This is a genomic window from Agromyces sp. Y182 (genome assembly GCF_059445385.1).
The window spans coordinates 2,662,223-2,678,333 of the sequence record NZ_JCAIUF010000001.1; the positions used below are offsets into that span (position 1 = coordinate 2,662,223).

General features: G+C 67.3%; 14 protein-coding genes. 6 read left to right on the forward strand and 8 right to left on the reverse strand.

The genetic code is table 11. From position 1 onward, the window contains the following. Positions 1-22: 22 nt before the first annotated feature. The 4 genes from AC1C2R_RS12170 to AC1C2R_RS12185 form a co-directional block, all read right to left on the reverse strand. Complete coding sequence (locus AC1C2R_RS12170; RefSeq protein WP_495380102.1) at positions 23-2,449, reverse strand: TIM-barrel domain-containing protein; 2,427 nt, start codon at positions 2,447-2,449, stop codon at positions 23-25. Positions 2,450-2,473: 24 nt separating this feature from the next. Continuing rightward, positions 2,474-3,388, reverse strand: coding sequence for a sugar ABC transporter permease (locus tag AC1C2R_RS12175; protein WP_495352754.1), 915 nt, complete (start codon positions 3,386-3,388; stop codon positions 2,474-2,476). A gap of 1 nt (position 3,389) precedes the next feature. Further along, positions 3,390-5,009 carry an ABC transporter permease subunit gene (locus AC1C2R_RS12180; protein WP_495380103.1) on the reverse strand — a complete coding sequence of 540 codons (1,620 nt, stop codon included), beginning with the start codon at positions 5,007-5,009 and terminating at the stop codon, positions 3,390-3,392. Positions 5,010-5,100: 91 nt separating this feature from the next. Next, positions 5,101-6,297 carry a sugar ABC transporter substrate-binding protein gene (locus AC1C2R_RS12185; RefSeq protein ID WP_495380104.1) on the reverse strand — a complete coding sequence of 399 codons (1,197 nt, stop codon included), beginning with the start codon at positions 6,295-6,297 and terminating at the stop codon, positions 5,101-5,103. Positions 6,298-6,596: 299 nt separating this feature from the next. On the opposite strand from AC1C2R_RS12185, the gene AC1C2R_RS12190 reads away from it, so the two are divergent. The 3 genes from AC1C2R_RS12190 (at position 6,597) to AC1C2R_RS12200 (ending at position 9,778) form a co-directional block, all read left to right on the forward strand. Next, the gene (locus AC1C2R_RS12190; protein WP_495352757.1) at positions 6,597-7,010 is read left to right on the forward strand and encodes a DUF7144 family membrane protein; all 414 of its coding nucleotides are present in this window, start codon (positions 6,597-6,599) and stop codon (positions 7,008-7,010) included. Next, positions 7,007-7,405, forward strand: coding sequence for a DUF7144 family membrane protein (locus tag AC1C2R_RS12195; RefSeq protein ID WP_495352758.1), 399 nt, complete (start codon positions 7,007-7,009; stop codon positions 7,403-7,405). The genes AC1C2R_RS12190 and AC1C2R_RS12195 overlap by 4 nt, the downstream gene beginning before the upstream one ends. A gap of 222 nt (positions 7,406-7,627) precedes the next feature. After that, complete coding sequence (locus tag AC1C2R_RS12200) at positions 7,628-9,778, forward strand: acyl-CoA dehydrogenase family protein (RefSeq protein ID WP_495380105.1); 2,151 nt, start codon at positions 7,628-7,630, stop codon at positions 9,776-9,778. A gap of 122 nt (positions 9,779-9,900) precedes the next feature. Here AC1C2R_RS12200 and AC1C2R_RS12205 read toward each other — a convergent pair whose 3' ends face one another. Both AC1C2R_RS12205 and AC1C2R_RS12210 read right to left on the reverse strand, forming a co-directional pair. Next, on the reverse strand, positions 9,901-10,740 hold the full coding sequence (locus tag AC1C2R_RS12205; RefSeq protein WP_495380106.1) for an ABC transporter permease: 840 nt from the start codon (positions 10,738-10,740) through the stop codon (positions 9,901-9,903). Continuing rightward, complete coding sequence (locus AC1C2R_RS12210; RefSeq protein WP_495380107.1) at positions 10,737-11,783, reverse strand: ATP-binding cassette domain-containing protein; 1,047 nt, start codon at positions 11,781-11,783, stop codon at positions 10,737-10,739. Before AC1C2R_RS12210 ends, AC1C2R_RS12205 begins: the two co-directional genes overlap by 4 nt. A gap of 84 nt (positions 11,784-11,867) precedes the next feature. On the opposite strand from AC1C2R_RS12210, the gene AC1C2R_RS12215 reads away from it, so the two are divergent. Next, positions 11,868-12,641 (forward strand): TetR/AcrR family transcriptional regulator, encoded by a 774-nt coding sequence (locus AC1C2R_RS12215; protein ID WP_495352762.1) that lies wholly within the window; start codon positions 11,868-11,870, stop codon positions 12,639-12,641. 7 nt (positions 12,642-12,648) lie between these two features. On the opposite strand, the gene AC1C2R_RS12220 is transcribed toward AC1C2R_RS12215, so the two are convergent. Beyond that, on the reverse strand, positions 12,649-12,822 hold the full coding sequence (locus AC1C2R_RS12220; protein WP_495352763.1) for an HPP family protein: 174 nt from the start codon (positions 12,820-12,822) through the stop codon (positions 12,649-12,651). Positions 12,823-13,095: 273 nt separating this feature from the next. Next, positions 13,096-14,109, reverse strand: coding sequence for a malate dehydrogenase (locus AC1C2R_RS12225; protein WP_495352764.1), 1,014 nt, complete (start codon positions 14,107-14,109; stop codon positions 13,096-13,098). Positions 14,110-14,283: 174 nt separating this feature from the next. Between AC1C2R_RS12225 and AC1C2R_RS12230 the strand changes: the two genes are divergently transcribed. Together AC1C2R_RS12230 and pip are read left to right on the forward strand one after the other, a co-directional pair. Then, entirely contained in the window at positions 14,284-14,886 is a 603-nt protein-coding gene (locus AC1C2R_RS12230) for a hypothetical protein (RefSeq protein ID WP_495352765.1), read from the forward strand. A 61-nt stretch (positions 14,887-14,947) separates the two neighbouring features. Beyond that, entirely contained in the window at positions 14,948-16,063 is a 1,116-nt protein-coding gene (gene pip / locus AC1C2R_RS12235; protein WP_495380108.1) for a prolyl aminopeptidase, read from the forward strand. Positions 16,064-16,111 lie beyond the last annotated feature (48 nt).

A 16,111-nucleotide genomic window follows, 5' to 3' on the forward strand; every position in this document is an offset into this window, starting at 1 on the left:
CTCGGGTCCGCATGCCGATCGATCATGCTGTGGTAGTCACGAAGACCTCCAACAGCGCCGCCATGAGCACCGGCGGCAGCCTGATGCTCGCCAGCTCGTCCACAAGCGCCAGCCCGTCGAGTCGATTCACGGCCCGATAGGCGTCGTCCTTGAGGTCGACCGCGACTCGCGCTCGCTGCAGCAGGTCGAGGGCATCCGCCGTTGCGTTCATCGGGCGCCGGCGGGCGCCGACGACGCGCAGCTCGATTCGGGCGTGGAGGTCCACGCCCGCCACCTCGAGGCGATGAGCCGGGGCAAGCAGCGTCGCAGCGTCATCCACTGCTCGCCCGATGTCGCACAACTCCCTCTCTTCTCCATCGACGACCACGACCGCGCTCTCGATCGATTCGATGCCCTCGAGGTCGAAGCCCAGCCTGTCCACGACGCGAGAACGATCGGTGTTCCGGCTCGTCAGCAGCATCTGGATGTCGACGCATCCGTCATCTCGCTGGTGCATGGCCTGCGACACAGTCGTCCGCCACGCGTCAGGCGACGCGGACCCGTCGTCTTCGATCAGCACCGAGGATGCGTTGCCCGGGTACACGCGGAGCAGAAGCTCACGGGGGTTCTCGGCGACGTGTGATGTCGCGTCCATCGCGAGAGGGAGCACCGCTCCTGCGCGCACGAGCACGGGATATCCGTCGAGACCACGGTGGAGTGTTGTCGTTCGCCCACCGCGATAGAGCCTGCCCGTGAAGAGGTCCGTCCAAGACCCGTCGGGAAGCCACACCGTCGTCGCCCCGACTTGGGCGGCGTCGTCGAGCGGCGTCGTGATTGGCGCGACGAGGATGTCGGGCCCCAGGAGGTAGACGTTCCGGTGCAGGTAGGCGCCCTCCTCGTCGGGGTATTCGTGGTACATCGGCCGGACTACTGGCATCCCCTCGGAGTGCGCCCGCCATGCCGCCGTGTAGAGATACGGCACCAGGACATGGCGCAGGCGAAGGAACCGCGACGCGATGTCTCCGAGCTCCGGTCCGAGCAGGCGCGGCTCCTTCGAAGCGAACGGGCTGGACGAGGAGTGCAGGCGGTTCACCGGCGAAAAGGCTCCGAACTGCATCCAGCGCAGGGTCAGCTCCGGGTCCGTCTGCCCGTGCATGTGACCGCCGATGTCGTGACTCCACCAGTAGTAGCCGACGTTCGCGGCGGTGCTCGTGAAATACGGCTGGAAGGCGAGCGACGCCCACGTCGCATGCGAGTCGCCTGAGAATCCGACCGGATAGCGGTGGCTGCCCGGGCCCGCATAGCGCGAGAGCGTCACGGCCCGACGCCCCGCACGCTCCAGATCGGTGAAGTGCACGTGGTTGAGCATCCACAGAGGGTCGAGGCCGTCGATGCGCGAGACGTCACCCGACTGCCAGTCGAGCCACCAGAAATCGACGCCCTGCTCCTGGAGCGGATGGTGCGCATGCGTCAGATACGCGTCGACGAATGCCCTCGATGCGATATCGAACGGGATCGCATCACCTGACTCCGGATCAACACCGAGTGCCCGTGCGACTGCGGGATAGGCATTCTCGTGCCGGCGGATTCCATCCGCAGGATGGAGATTCAGCGTGACCGCGATTCCGCGTTCATGCAGCGCATGGAGGAATGCGGGCGGATCAGGGAACAGCGCCGTGTTCCACGTATATCCGGTCCATCCCGTTCCGAGTGCCGGGTCGATGTCGACCAGGTGCCAATCCATGTCGAGCACCGCCACCGAGAAGGGCACCCGGTCCGCGGCGAAGCCATCCATGAGCGAGGCGAACTCGTCCGCGCTATAGGGCCAGTAGCGACTCCACCAGTTGCCGAGCACGGAGCGGGGCACCAGGGCGGGCGGTCCGGTGAGTCGGAAGTAGTCGTCGAGGGCACCCTGGTAGTCGTGCCCGTGGGCGAAGAGGTAGATGTCGTGGCCGTGGCCGGGTCGCGTCGCCGGCCAGCCGTCTGCGCCGAGGATGACAGACCGCGAGTCGTCGAGTGTCGCGAACCCGTACGTCGAGAGGATCCCGGGATCGAGTGGGCATTCACCGTCGACCTCGTCGAGGGTGCGAGCCGTGCCACCGAGGTTGCCGCGCAGGGGAAGCGACTGCGGGAGCGCTTCGCCGAACCGCCAGGTGGAGTAATGGATGTCGGGCGCGGCGAGAAGGGTGACCGACAGTCCCGAGGGGGAGAACTCGCGGCCGTTGTAGTGCAGTTCGAGGAAGTCCGTTCGTAGAGAGAGCCCGCTCTCGCCGTGAGTGACCGTGAACTCGGGAGTTGGGAACCGGCGATCCACGACGACGGCCGTCGGTTGGTCGACGAAGACCGCGTCCCCGCTCCATTCCATGCGGATGAGCCGCTCGGTGAGGACGGTGAACCGGTATCGATCACCTTGGATCACGGCTCCCGCACGGGCAGCGGTGAGCGCGACGTCTCGGGTGGCGATAGTCAATTCGAGCCTCTCTTGGGGCTGCCGTCAGCCCTTGGTGGAGCCGGCGGTGAGGCCGGAGACGATGTACCGCTGCAGCACGAGGAACAAGAGGACGACCGGGATGGCGGCGATGACGGCTCCGGCCGCGAACAGGCCCCACGGCGCATTGCGCTCGTCGGATCCCCAGTTGTACAGGCCGATTGCCAGCGTGAACTGCTCCGATCGCTGCAGCACGACGCGCGCAATGATGAAGTCACTGAAGGTCCCGATGAACGACAGGAGGCCGACGACCGTCAGGATGGGCGTGACGAGGCGGACGATGATGCGCCAGAAGATCTGCGCGTGGCTGGCTCCGTCGATCTTCGCGGCCTCGTCCAGCTCGCGTGGCACAGTGTTGAAGAACCCGTACATGAGGAATGTGTTCACCCCCAGCGCTCCGCCCAGGTAGACGAAGACGAGTCCCAGGTGGGAGTTCAACCCGAGCAGCGGGAAGACGTCGCCGATCGCCAACAGCACGAGGAAGATCGCCACGAACGCCAGCATCTGGGGAAACATCTGCAGCAGCAAGAGCGTCGTCAATCCCGCGCGCCGTCCGGTGAAGCGGAAGCGTGAGAAGGCGTAGGCCGCGGCCGCGCCCATGAGCACGGTGCCGATCGCCGTGAGGGATGACACCAGCAGGGAGTTCCTCATCCACGTTCCGAACGGAGTGGACCACAGCTCGACGAAGTTCTCGAGCGACACCACACGGAAGAGTTCGTACGAACCCGTCAGGGTGCCCGATGGGTTGAGCGACGCGGACAGGGCGTAGAGCAGCGGGAAGACGCAGATCACGATCATGACCGCCGCGACGACATAGCGCCAGCCGATCTCCGACCAGAACCGTGCACCCCGCAGCCGAGTATTGTTCGGCCGCACTGTCGCGTCCACGGTCGCGACGGCTGCGGTAGTCACCTTGGTCATGTCAGATCTCCTCCAGACGACGCGTACGGCGGAATCCGAGCCACGAGATGACGCCGACCAGGACGAAGATCACGAGCGAGAGAGCGCTCGCGACGCCGTACTGCTTGCTCCCGCTCTCGAAGGCGACGGAATAGACCATCGAGATGAGGATGTCGGTGTGGCCCACCACGTAGGGCGTGCCGGCGAAGTTCGGACCACCGCCGGTGAGCATGTAGATGAGGGCGAAGTTGTTGAAGTTGAACGCGAAGGACGAGATCAGCAGGGGAGCGACCGAGATCATCACGAATGGCAGCGTGAGGTGGCGGAAGACCTGCCAGCGGTTGGCACCGTCGATCCGGGCGGCGTCGATGATGTCCGAAGACACGGCCTGCAGCGCGCCGGTGCAGATGAGGAACATGTACGGGAAACCGAGCCAGAGGTTGACCAGGATGAGGGACACCTTGGCGAGGAACGGATCTGTCAGCCACGGCACGTCCGCCCCGCCCAGAAGCACCACATTGATGTAGCCGAAGCGGTCGTTGAGCATGCCCGCCCAGACGAGCGCGGAAAGGAAACCCGGGAACGCGTACGGCAGGATCAGCAGCGACCGGATGATCTTGCGCCCTCGGAGACGCTGATCGTTGAAGGCGACGGCAAGGAAGATCCCGAGCGCGAACGTGGTGACGACGGACAGGAGCGCGAAGCCGAACGTCCACAGGAAGATCTCGATGAACGGACCGACCATGCGCTCATCGGCGACCATCGCCGTGAAGTTCGAGAATCCGACACCGACGCGCCACCCGGGGGTGAGCACGGTCCCATCGTCGGAGACGAAGTTGCCGGTATCGCTGACGTGGTACACGGTGCCATCCGTCGTATTGACGAACGTGTCCGTCTCCGAGTCGTACTGCAGCACCGGCACCGCGATGAATCCCGATGAGCCGTCCTGCGTGCGTAGCGATCCGTCCGCGGGATCCTCCGACACGGGGACTCGCAGGTCGACGACATCGGTCTGTCTGTCGGCGATGTCCACGAAGGTGAGCGTGTCCCATCCTGGGACGGCCGCGACCCTCTCGTCTTCCACCGTCGCGTCGCTGACTTCGCCGAGAGGCTGCTCAGCGGTGCCGAGAAGCACCTCGCCGTCGTCGAGCACTGCGAAGGCCAGCTGATCGCCGTTCGAGAGAACGGTGAGCTGGAATGTGTTCGACCCCTCCACGCGACGCTCGTTCTGCACCGAGATCTGCTCGATGGCGTCTTCCTGCGTGGAGTTGTGGCCGTCACCGTAGTTGGTGAAAGCGACGTATGCCGTGTAGCCCATCGCGAAGATCTGGTACGCGAACAGGAAGATCAGCCCGGGGATGAGGTACTTCGCCGCAACCGCCCGCCGCGAGAAATACGCCCAGTTGACGAAGGCGAGAGTGACGATGAGGAAGGCGACGATGGCCCATTGGCCGATCGCCCATGCCGCGAGCAGGCCGTACAGCCCGAACGCGTCCGCGAGCCCGACCAGCACGAGCTTGACGAAGAAGCCGGGCGAGAGGGTTCGTTCACCCGAGCCTCGCCGGCCGGGGCGGACGGGGCGACCGGGGGGTTTCGGGGGCAGTGTCTGTGCGACGGGGTCGGAAGAAGTGGAAGTGGTCATCGATGATCCTCAGTGCGGCGATCGGTGCGTACGCAAACCCTGCTCCCGTCCGCCCGAGTGATGGGCGGGCGGGCGGAAGCAGCGAAGCCGATCAGCCGTTGTCGATGGCGTCCTGGATGTTCAGAACCAGAGAGTCCCACCCCGCGATGGGGTCGACCTGGCCGTCGATGATCTGGGCCTCGGTGGCGCCCCAGAATCCCCAGACCGCGCTCATCTCGGGAATCGCGGGCATCGGAGCGCCTGAGGCGCCTGCCTCGGTGAATCCGGCGATGATCGGGTCGTCGACCTTCTCCGCCGAGGCGATGAGCGCCGGGCTGCGCTTGCTGGACTCGTAGAGCATGTCCTGTGCCGCTTCGGTCGTCATGTAGTTGACCACGAACTCGTTCGCGAGCACCGGGTTCTTGGTCTTCGCCGAGATGAAGATGCCCGACACCCCGACGAACGGCTGCGCAGGCTGACCGCCCGCACTCGGGATCGGCAGCACCGTGAAGTCGATGCCGGCCTCCTGCATGCCCGGGATGCCCCACGGACCTGTGATGATGTAGGGCGCTTTGCCGTCACCGAACGCCTGCCCGGCGACAGCGCCGTCGACGGCGATGTCGAGAGTCCCGTCCCGGCCGAGCTTCGCGATGTACTCGGCGAAGGCATGCCCGGCATCGCCGCCCATCGCCAGCTCCGACGTGTATGAACCATCCGCGTTCTGCTTGAACACGGGGGCACCGAACGAGGTCTGGAGCGGGTACATGTGGTACGGGTCCGACGACTCACCCTGCTGGATGAGCACGGAGAACTCGGTGCCGGCCGTCGCGGCCTCGGTGATCAGCTCGTCGAACGTCGTGGCTTTCGTCTCCGACAACAGTGCGTTGTTGCGCACGAGCGCGACGTTCTCGAGCGCCAGGGGAACGCCGTAGTACTGACCGTCGTAGGCCATCGCCGCAGATGCCACCTGCGCGAAGTCGTCGGCCTTGTCGCCGAGGTCGATCGGCGCGACGACACCGTTCTTGATCCATTCACCGAGACCGTCGTGCGCCGAGATGATGAGGTCGGGGCCTTCGCCCGTGGGAACCTGGGCGACGAAGTCCGGCCCGATGTCTTCCACGGCCTTCTCGACGAGTTCAACCGTGACGCCGGACTCCTCTTTGAATGCCTCCACAAGGGGCTGCATTTCGGCATACCGGTTCGGATCCACCCACAGAGTGAGCGTCTCTTCCGTAGTCGCGGCGGGCTCTCCCCCGTCGGTGCTCGCGCAAGCCGCGAACGTAAGTACGACGCCAAGAGCGCCGATCATCATGATGCTCCTTCGCATCATCACTCCTCTTCGGGTTAGGCCCGCCACTTCAGCGAGGCTGATTGCTCATAGCGTAGATCAGAATTGCGTTAGAACGGCATATATTTTCATGCGTTCTGCATATCATTTCCGTAACGCACCGCGGTCGTCGGTCCCGCGCCTGGGAACGAAAACCTAACATCATTCGGTTTATGATCGAACGGATGCCGCTGAGTCGCGCGCGTTTCGAGACAGGCGAGCCCCCACAGCGCTAGCATCGGCGCAGAGGCGCCGCGTGCGCGGCGCAAGGGGGGCTCCGCATGTCCGATCAGTTGACTCGACCGACGGGGGTGACGGTCGTCGCGATTCTCGCCTGGATCGCCGGCGCGCTCGACATCGTCTCGGGAACCATCCTGCTGTTCCAAGCCGGAGTCACGTCCGTCGCCGACGGACTGGGCGGCACCGGTCCGCTCTATGCCGCCGCGATCGGCTCCATCGTGCTCGGCCTCGTCGTCGTGGTGGTCGCCGCCGGTCTCCTCACCGGCAATTGGGCCGCGCGCATGATCATCACGGTCGCCGAGGTGCTCTCGATCATCGGCTCGCTCTTCCTCGCCTTCGCGTACCTTGGCGGTGCGGTCGGCGAATGGCTCGGCATCCTCGTTTCGCTCATCGTGCTGTTCCTGCTCTGGGGGCACAAGTCGAGTGTGTTTTTCGGAAGCCGGAGCCCCGCGTGAACGCGATCGGCCGCCCGGGCGGCGTCACGTTCATTGCAGTGCTGGTCTGGATCAGCGGCCTCCTCGACATCGTCGGCGGCACGATCCTGCTCTTCCAGACGAGCATCGCTGCGACCGTGGAGCAGTTCGGCGGCGCCGGTCAGCTCATCACTTCGGCGATCATCACGATCCTGATCGGTATCGTCCTCATCGCCGTCGCCGGTGGACTCCTCCGAGGCAGTGCCGGTGCGCGCGTCGTCGTGACGATCTTCCAGGCGCTCTCGATCGTGAGCTCGGTCTTCCTTGCCATCGCCTACCCGGCCGGAGCCATCGGCGAGTACTTCAGCGTCGCCATCTCGGTGATCGTCCTGGCCCTCCTGTGGTCGGGGCGTGCGAACGCGTTCTTCCGCAGCTGATCACCGCCGCGGTCGATTGCGGCCGTGCTGTCGGGCCGTCTCGAGGTTCCCCTTGTGGATTCTCGGATGCGCAGCGTCGGCGAGTTTGTAGGGTAGTCACAGTCGCTCACGAGACGTCATCGGGCGGTTTTGTAGGGCACGGACGCAGGGTTTCCCCGCCACGTCGCCCCGTCCTACCGTGGAAGGAAGCCCAGACCGCACACGAAGGACGAGACACCGACGATGGTTGACACGGCACCCCGCACGACTTCGAAGCAGAAGCAGCAGCAGACGACGACGCCTGAGCGATCGGCCGACACGGCGTCGTCGAAGCCGGCGCGCACCGCGGCATCCGCACCATCGCAGCAGGCGAACGGCGGCGCGGCCACCGTGGCACGGGTCGATGTGGCGACGCTCGGCCGGCAGCTGCTCGGCACCTGGCCCGACATCCGCCTCGAGGCGCGAGAGCGCGCCGCGCGCCCCGACCTGCAGCGCATCGAGGGCCAGCCGATGGCTGAGCATCGCGAGCGCGTGCTGCAGCAAATGATGATCCTGGTCGAAACGCAAGCCGTGCACCGCGCGTTCCCGACTTCGCTCGGCGGCCACGACGACCACGGCGGCAACATCGCCGCGTTCGAAGAGCTCGTCATCGCCGACCCGAGCCTGCAGATCAAGGCGGGCGTGCAGTGGGGCCTCTTCGGTGCTGCCGTGCTGCACCTCGGCACCGAGTTCCACCACGAGACGTTCCTGCCCGACATCATGTCGCTGAAGGTGCCGGGCGCGTTCGCGATGACCGAGACCGGCCATGGTTCGGATGTCGCGGCGATCGGCACGACCGCGACCTACGACGAGGCCAAGCAGCAGTTCGTGATCAACACCCCGTTCCGCGGCGCGTGGAAGGACTACCTCGGCAACGCCGCGGTGCACGGCACCGCTGCCGTCGTGTTCGCGCAGCTCGTCACGAAGGGCGTGAACCACGGCGTGCACGCCTTCTACGTGCCGCTTCGCACTGCGAAGGGCGGGTTCCTCAAGGGCATCGGCGGCGAAGACGACGGCCTGAAGGGCGGGCTCAACGGCATCGACAACGGCCGTCTGCACTTCACGAACGTGCGTGTGCCTCGCGTGAACCTGCTGAACCGCTACGGTTCGGTCGCCGAAGACGGCACCTACTCGAGCCCGATCGCGAGCCCGGGCCGCCGCTTCTTCACCATGCTCGGCACGCTCGTGCAGGGCCGCGTCTCGCTCGACGGCGCGGCGACGACCGCTGCCGCGATGGCCCTCACGATCGCGATCACCTACGGCAACCAGCGTCGCCAGTTCAACGCGGCGAGCGACACCGACGAAGAGGTGCTGCTCGACTACCAGCGCCACCAGCGGCGTCTGCTGCCGAAGCTCGCGACGACGTACGCGCAGATCTTCGCCCACGACGAGTTCCTCGTGAAGTTCGATTCGGTCTTCTCTGGAGCGGCCGACACCGACGACGACCGCCAAGACCTCGAGACGATCGCGGCCGCGCTGAAGCCCCTGTCGACGTGGCACGCACTCGAGACGCTGCAAGAGGCGCGCGAGGCATCCGGCGGTGCGGGCTTCCTCGCCGAGAACCGCATGGTGGGCCTGCGTCAAGACCTCGATGTCTATGCGACCTTCGAAGGCGACAACAACGTGCTGCTGCAGCTCGTGGCCAAGCGCCTGCTGACGGACTTCTCGAAGCAGTTCGCGAAAGCCGACGCCGGCGCGATGGCACGCTACGTCGTCGCGCAGACCGCAGACCGCGCGTACCACGGCACGGGCCTCCGCAGCCTCGCGCAGACCATCGCCGACTTCGGCTCGACGGCGCGCTCGGTCTCAGAGCTCCGCGACGAGCAGACGCAGCGGGAGCTGCTCACCGACCGGGTCGAGGCGATGATCGCCGAGATCGCCGGGCGACTGCGCGACGCGCGCAAGCTGCCGAAGGCCGATGCGGCTGCGGCGTTCAACCGCAACCAGAACGAGCTCATCGAGGCAGCTCGCGCACACGGCGAGCTGCTGCAGTGGGAGGCGTTCACTCGAGCACTCGCGAAGACGAGCGATCCCGGCACCAAGCAGGTGCTCACCTGGGTGCGCGATCTCTTCGGGCTCGGCCTCGTCGAGAAGCACCTCGCGTGGTACCTGATCAACGGCCGGCTCTCGCCGAAGCGCGCGCAGGCCGTCAGCGCCTACATCGACCGGCTCGTCGAGCGTCTGCGCCCCCACGCACAAGATCTCGTCGACGCGTTCGGCTACTCGCCCGCGCACTTGCGCGCGAAGATCGCCTCGGGCGCCGAGCAGGAGCGTCAAGACGAGGCGCGTGCCTACTACGCCGCCCAGCGCGCCGCCGGCACCCTTCCCGTGCCCGAGAAGTCGAAGAAGAAATAGCCCTTTCCTCCCGCTGGTCGAGTAGCGCGAAGCGCGTATCGAGACCTGTCACCAGATCTCGATACGCGTCGTGCTTCGCCCGGCGCTACTCGATCAGCGTTCTCGCTCCCGCGGGGTCCGCGTCAGCGGCGCAAGCGCCGGTATGCGGCCGCCGCGAGCGGCAGGAACACCACGGTGATCACGAGCGGCCAGACGGATGCCGCGAGCACGGCGTTCTCCGCGAACCATCCGCTCGTCGTGCCGGTCGGGTTGCCGAACAACTCACGGGTGGCGGTGGCGGTCGCCGAGACCGGGTTCCACTCGGCGATCGTGCCCAGCCAGCCGGGCATCGTCTCGGCCGAGACGAACACGGTCGAGAGGAATCCGATCGGCCAGACGAGCACTTGCACCACGGTCGTCGCGCCGGCGCTCCTGAACCGCAGGCCGAGGAAGATGCCGAGCCACAGCAGTGAGAAACGCAGCCATAGCAGCAGCGCGATGCCGAGCGCGATCTCGCCCGGGCCCGTGGTCGGACGCCAGCCGATGAGCATACCGCCGAGCATGAGCACTCCGAGGCTCAGAGCTGAGGAGGCCAGGTCGGCGATCGCGCGACCGAGCGCCACCGAGGCGCTCGCGATGGGCAACGAACGGAACCGGTCGGTGATGCCGCGCTTCGCATCTTCCGCCATCGCGGTCATGGTCGATTCGAGCCCGAAGAGCATCGTGAGGGCGAACATGCCGGGCAGTAGGAACGCGATGTAGTCGCCGCCGCCCGGCAGCTCGATTGCGCCGCCGAAGAGGAACCCGAACATCAGGATGAGCATGATGTTGAACGCGAGCCCGAAGACGATGCCCCAGGGTTCTCGCACCCAGTGCATCATGTCGCGGCCGGCGATCAGCCAGCCTTCGCGGGCGGCGTTCGGGCGGCGGTCCCGGGTGACGGTTGCGTCGGCGATGGCGGTGGGCGGGGTGATGGCGGTCATCGTGCCTCCTCGGTGTCGTGGTGCCGTGCGGTGACGGCGATCGGGTCCGCGGTTGATGCGGCAGCGTGGCCGGCCGGGAGTGCAGCACCGCCCGGACCGGTGAGGTGCAGGAAGACCTCGTCGAGCGTGGGTCGGCGAAGGGAGAGGTCGTCGACGGTGAGGGCGGCGGCGTCGAGAGTGCGCACGATCGGGGCGAGCGCCTGCTGGCCGTCGGCGACCTCGACCGTGACGGTTCGGGTGTCGGTGTCGACGGATGCCTCGACCCCCACGGTTCGCCCGATGAGCTCGGCCGCTTCGTCGAGCCGGGTGGCTTCGGCGATCACGACGGAGACCCGGTCACCGCCGAGTCGCCGCTTCAGCTCACCGGGCGTGCCTTCGGCGACGACCGTGCCGTGGTCCATCACCGAGATGCGGTCGGCGAGCTGGTCGGCCTCGTCGAGGTACTGCGTGGTCAGCAGCACGGTGGTGCCGGCGGCCGCGATCTCGCGTACGGCCTGCCAAACCGTTGCCCGACCGCGGGGGTCGAGTCCCGTGGTGGGCTCGTCGAGGAAGAGGATCGCCGGAGTCAGCACGAGGCTCGCCGCGATGTCGAGCCGGCGCCGCATGCCGCCGGAGAATCCGGAGACGGTGCGGGACGCGGCATCTGTCAGCTCGAAGGAACCGAGGAGATCATCGGCGCGACTCCGTGCGCGGGCCTTCGAGAGCCCGCTCAGACGTGCGAAGAGCACGAGGTTCTGGTGGGCGGTGAGCGCCTCGTCGACCGCGTGGAACTGGCCGACGAGGCCGATGCGCTCGCGAACGCGGGCGGGGTGGCGACGCACGTCGATGCCGTCGATCTCGGCGGTGCCGGCGTCGAGATCGGTCAGCGTGGTCAGGCAGCGCACGGCGGTGGACTTGCCGGCGCCGTTGGGGCCGAGGAGTCCGTGCACCTGGCCGCGGGCGATCTCGAGGTCGAAGCCGTCGAGTGCGTGCTCGCCGCCGTAGCGCTTGCGGAGGCCGACCGCTCGAAGGGCCGTGGAATCAGTGGTTCTGGGCGGAGTCATGAGTGTCATCGCATCCTTCAACGTACGCCGTACGGACTTGTTTCTTGCATACCGTACACCATACGAAGAATGTAGGCTAGCGCCATGTCGACCGAATCCACCGGGCGCGGCGAACCCGACCGCACGCTGCGGCTGCTCTGGCGTGCGCGGCTCGGCGAACCGCTCGGCTCCCGCGGGCCCAAACAGCGTTCCAGCGTCGACGAGGTGGTCGAGGCAGCGATCCAGATCGCCGACGAAGAGGGCATCGACGCGCTCTCCATGCGCCGCATCGCCGATCGCCTGGGCCTCAAGCCGATGTCGGTCTACACCTACGTGCCCGGCAAGGCCGAGCTCATCGATCTCATGGTCGACCAGGTCGCCGGCGAGGTACCGCTGCCCGAACTCGAGGGCAGCCTACGCGAGCGGCTCACCGAGATCGCGCGACTGCAGTGGGGCGAGTACCTGCGGCATCCGTGGCTGCTCGCGATCGATACGAGCCGGCCGCCGCTCGGCCCGAACGTCTCCGACCACTGGGAGTGGTGCCTCGGCGCGATCGACGGGCTCGGCCTCGCCGACCTCGACATGGACCGCGTCATCACGCTGCTGCTCGGGTTCGTCGGCGGGCCTGCGCGGGCCTACCTCGATGCCGAACGGCTGCGGCGATCGAGTGCCGAGTCCGACCTCGAATGGTGGGAGCGCAACGCGCCGCTGCTCGAACAGATCATGGACGGCGAGCGCTACCCGATCTCAGGTCGAGTGGGCCAAGCGGCCGGCGAGGCCTACGAGGCGCCCGCCGATCCGCTCGGAGCGTTCGAATTCGGGCTCGCCCGCGTGATCGACGGCATCGAGGGGTACGTGGCATCGGTGCGCGCCGCCTGAGGGCCGGTCACTGCTCGGACGGCGGCCTCATCAGTGCGCCGGCAGCGAGCCCCACGACGACTCCGGCAGCCGACCAGAGCCAGAAACCCGTCCACAGGCTGATGCCGACCCCGACGATTGCACCGACGATGAGCCCGACGATGAGTTGGTTGCGACGTGCGGGAGTCATCCGTTGGGCCATGCACCAAGCCTACGTGCGCACGGTGGTCGAGCAGAGCGGCACACGTTGGTCGAGTAGGGGGCGGCACACGTTGGTCGAGTAGGGAGCGAAGCGAGCGTATCGAGACCGGTCGCGGGGTCTCGATACGGCGCTGGCGCGCCTACTCGACCGACGAATGGCTGGCGCGCCTGCTCGACCGACGGGTTGGGGTCGCGGGGTCTCGATACGGCGCTGGCGCGCCTACTCGACCAACGAATGGCTGGCGCGCCTACTCGACCGACGGTCGCGAGAAGCTCAGATGAGCCCGAGCGCGCGCACCGCCTCGCGCTCCTCCTCGAGTTCGGCGACGGATGCCGCGATGCGGCGCCTCGCGAATTCGTCGACCTCGAGGCCCTGCACGATGCGCCACGCACCATCGACGGACTCCACCGGGAACGAGGAGACGAGCCCCTCTGGCACGCCATAGGACCCGTCGGAGACGACCGCGGCGCTCGTCCAGCCGGCTTGGGTGCCCGCGACCCAGTCGCGCACATGATCGATCGTCGCGCTCGCCGCAGACGCCACCGACGACGAACCGCGCACCTCGATGATCTCCGCCCCGCGTCCCGCGACCCGCGGGATGAACTCGTCGACGAGCCACTCCTTCGCCGCATCAACACCGCCCAGACGGGCGGCGAGCAGGGCCGGCACCGAATCGCCCGCCGCCGTCGCATGCGCGATGTCGGGGAACTGGGTCGCCGAGTGGTTTCCCCAGATCGTGACGCCGCGGATCTCGCCGACCGAACTGTCGACCGTCGCCGCGAGCTGGCCCAACGCACGATTGTGGTCGAGGCGGGTCAGCGCGGTGAAACGCTCGGCCGGGACATCCGGAGCATGCGCTGCCGCAATGAGCGCATTGGTGTTCGCCGGATTGCCGACCACGACGACACGGATGTCGTCGGCGGCTCCGGCGTTGATCGCTTCGCCCTGCGGGCCGAAGATCCCGCCGTTCGCCGCGAGCAGGTCGCCGCGTTCCATGCCCGCGGCGCGCGGGCGCGCGCCGACGAGGAGCGCCGTATTCGAACCGGCGAATGCGGCCCGCGCATCGTCGTAGACCTCGACGTGCGACAGCAGCGGGAAGGCGGAGTCCTGCAGCTCGAGCGCGGCACCCTCGGCGGCGCGCACCCCCTGGGGAATCTCGAGCAGGTTCAGCCGAACGGATGTCTCGTGGCCGAACAGTGCTCCCGACGCGATGCGGAACAACAGGGCGTATCCGATCTGTCCGCCTGCGCCCGTGAGCGTGACGGTGATCGGCTTCTCAGCAGCCATGTTCCGAGCCTATCCGTGGTGTTCACTCGCGCCGCCACATGGTGGCACCACGGCAGGGCCACGAGCACCCGACGATCCCCGAAGTGGGGGGTGAGACGAGCATCGGGCGCGCGTAGCGTGGCGAAAGAGGGTCCCTGCACCCCGCACGCCGCAGATCGGGGAGTAGGGCCGTTCATGCGCGCAACTGATGAATCCATCGAACGAGGCGTCGGCAGACCTTGGCGGCTGGTCGCGCTCGGCGCCGTCATCGGGCTGACCTGGGCGGCAAGCCTCCGCGGTCTCTTGTCGGTGCTCGCGGGCGTCGCATCGACGGTCGAATGGTCGGGCACATTCGTCCAGATCCTCGCGCCGGCGGCGATCGTCGGCGGCCTGTTCGGCTGGGCGGAGTACCTGCGCCGCTATAACGGGCCGCGCTGGCGGCGCTGGTTCGCCCTGTCGCCCCTCGTCTTCGGGCTCACCGCGCTGACCGGGGTCGGTGCGTGGGCCGACCTCGGCATGGCCGCCGTCGCGGTGATCGCCGGCACGCTCGTCGCGATCTCGGGCGGATACGCCCTATCGGGTGTCGGCCCGGTATGGGCGAGATTCCTCACCGGGCTGGTTGCAGCGGTGCCGGTCGTCGTCTTCGCCGTCGTCGCACCCGATGCGGCGGGCCCGGCATTCGGGTTGACACGTCCGCGCGGCGTCTGGGCGACGGTGTACTTCGCCGGGCTGCTCGTCGTCTTCTGCCTCGGCAACTCGATCCCGTTCCGGCGCGCGCCCCGCGCCGTCGAGCCGTGAGCCGATGCCCGGTGCGGCGCGGCATCAGCCGGAGGCATCCACTGATCGATACCGTGGCGCCATGAGAGAGATGTATCCGGAGATCGAGCCGCTGGAGACCGGCATGCTCGATGTGGGGGACGGCCAGCACATCTACTGGGAGGTGTCGGGCAATCGGCGGGGGAAGCCGGTCGTGTTCCTGCACGGGGGGCCGGGCGCGGGAACGACGCCTCAGTATCGTCGGCTCTTCGACCCCGATCGCTACCGGATCGTGCTCTTCGACCAGCGTGGTTGCGGACTGTCGATCCCGCATGCGAGCGAACCGGAAGCGAAACTCTCGGCGAACACGACCTGGCATCTGGTCGCCGACATGGAACGCCTGCGCGGCCATCTCAGCATCGACCGTTGGCAGGTGTTCGGCGGCTCGTGGGGGAGCGCGCTCGGTCTCGCCTACGCCCAGACGCACCCCGAGCGAGTGACCGAGATGGTGCTGCGCGGCATCTTCACCCTGCGACGACAGGAGCTCGACTGGTTCTACGAAGGCGGCGCCTCTGCGGTGTTCCCCGACCTGTGGGAGGACTTCATCGCGCCGATTCCGGCTCTCGAGCGGGGGCACCTCATCGAGGCGTACGCGCGGCTGCTGGCCGACCCGAACCCCGAAGTGCACGAGCCGGCAGCCATCGCCTGGGCGCGGTGGGAATCCTCGACGATCACCCTGCTGCCGCAGGCCGCGAACATCGCCCGGTTCACCGCGCCCGAGTATGCGACGGCATTCGCGCGCATCGAGAACCACTACTTCCGGCACGGCGGATGGTGGGAGGAAGGGCAACTGATTCGGGATGCCTCGCGGCTCCGCGACATCCCCTCGGTCATCATCCAGGGGCGCTACGACATGTGCACGCCCGCGATGACCGCGTGGGACCTGCACCGGGCATGGCCCGAGGCGGAGCTGACGATCGTCGACGATGCGGGGCACTCGTTCGACGAGCCCGGCATCCTCGACGCGTTGATCACGGCGACCGACCGCTTCGCAGGCGGCGACGAGGGCTACGGACCGGCGGGCGGCGATGCCGAGCGCGATGCCGTAGGGGTCGACGACCTCGCCGAGGTGGATGACGAGCTCGACGATGACGACGAGTTCGATGATGACGATGACGACGATGACGACCTCGACGACGGCAAGCGGGACGCGGAGTAGCGACGGATCATGACGTTCAATCCCGCGCCGAGATCAGCGCAGGCGCCT

Bases quoted from the DNA above. Each gene is read 5' to 3' on its own strand.
- AC1C2R_RS12175 (WP_495352754.1), bottom strand. From the start codon at position 3,388: ATGACCAAGGTGACTACCGCAGCCGTCGCGACCGTGGACGCGACAGTG.
- AC1C2R_RS12180 (WP_495380103.1), bottom strand. From the start codon at position 5,009: ATGACCACTTCCACTTCTTCCGACCCCGTCGCACAGACACTGCCCCCG.
- AC1C2R_RS12185 (WP_495380104.1), bottom strand. From the start codon at position 6,297: ATGATCGGCGCTCTTGGCGTCGTACTTACGTTCGCGGCTTGCGCGAGC.
- AC1C2R_RS12190 (WP_495352757.1), top strand. From the start codon at position 6,597: ATGTCCGATCAGTTGACTCGACCGACGGGGGTGACGGTCGTCGCGATT.
- AC1C2R_RS12200 (WP_495380105.1), top strand. From the start codon at position 7,628: ATGGTTGACACGGCACCCCGCACGACTTCGAAGCAGAAGCAGCAGCAG.
- AC1C2R_RS12205 (WP_495380106.1), bottom strand. From the start codon at position 10,740: ATGACCGCCATCACCCCGCCCACCGCCATCGCCGACGCAACCGTCACC.
- AC1C2R_RS12210 (WP_495380107.1), bottom strand. From the start codon at position 11,783: ATGACTCCGCCCAGAACCACTGATTCCACGGCCCTTCGAGCGGTCGGC.
- AC1C2R_RS12215 (WP_495352762.1), top strand. From the start codon at position 11,868: ATGTCGACCGAATCCACCGGGCGCGGCGAACCCGACCGCACGCTGCGG.
- AC1C2R_RS12220 (WP_495352763.1), bottom strand. From the start codon at position 12,822: ATGGCCCAACGGATGACTCCCGCACGTCGCAACCAACTCATCGTCGGG.
- AC1C2R_RS12225 (WP_495352764.1), bottom strand. From the start codon at position 14,109: ATGGCTGCTGAGAAGCCGATCACCGTCACGCTCACGGGCGCAGGCGGA.
- AC1C2R_RS12230 (WP_495352765.1), top strand. From the start codon at position 14,284: ATGCGCGCAACTGATGAATCCATCGAACGAGGCGTCGGCAGACCTTGG.
- pip (WP_495380108.1), top strand. From the start codon at position 14,948: ATGAGAGAGATGTATCCGGAGATCGAGCCGCTGGAGACCGGCATGCTC.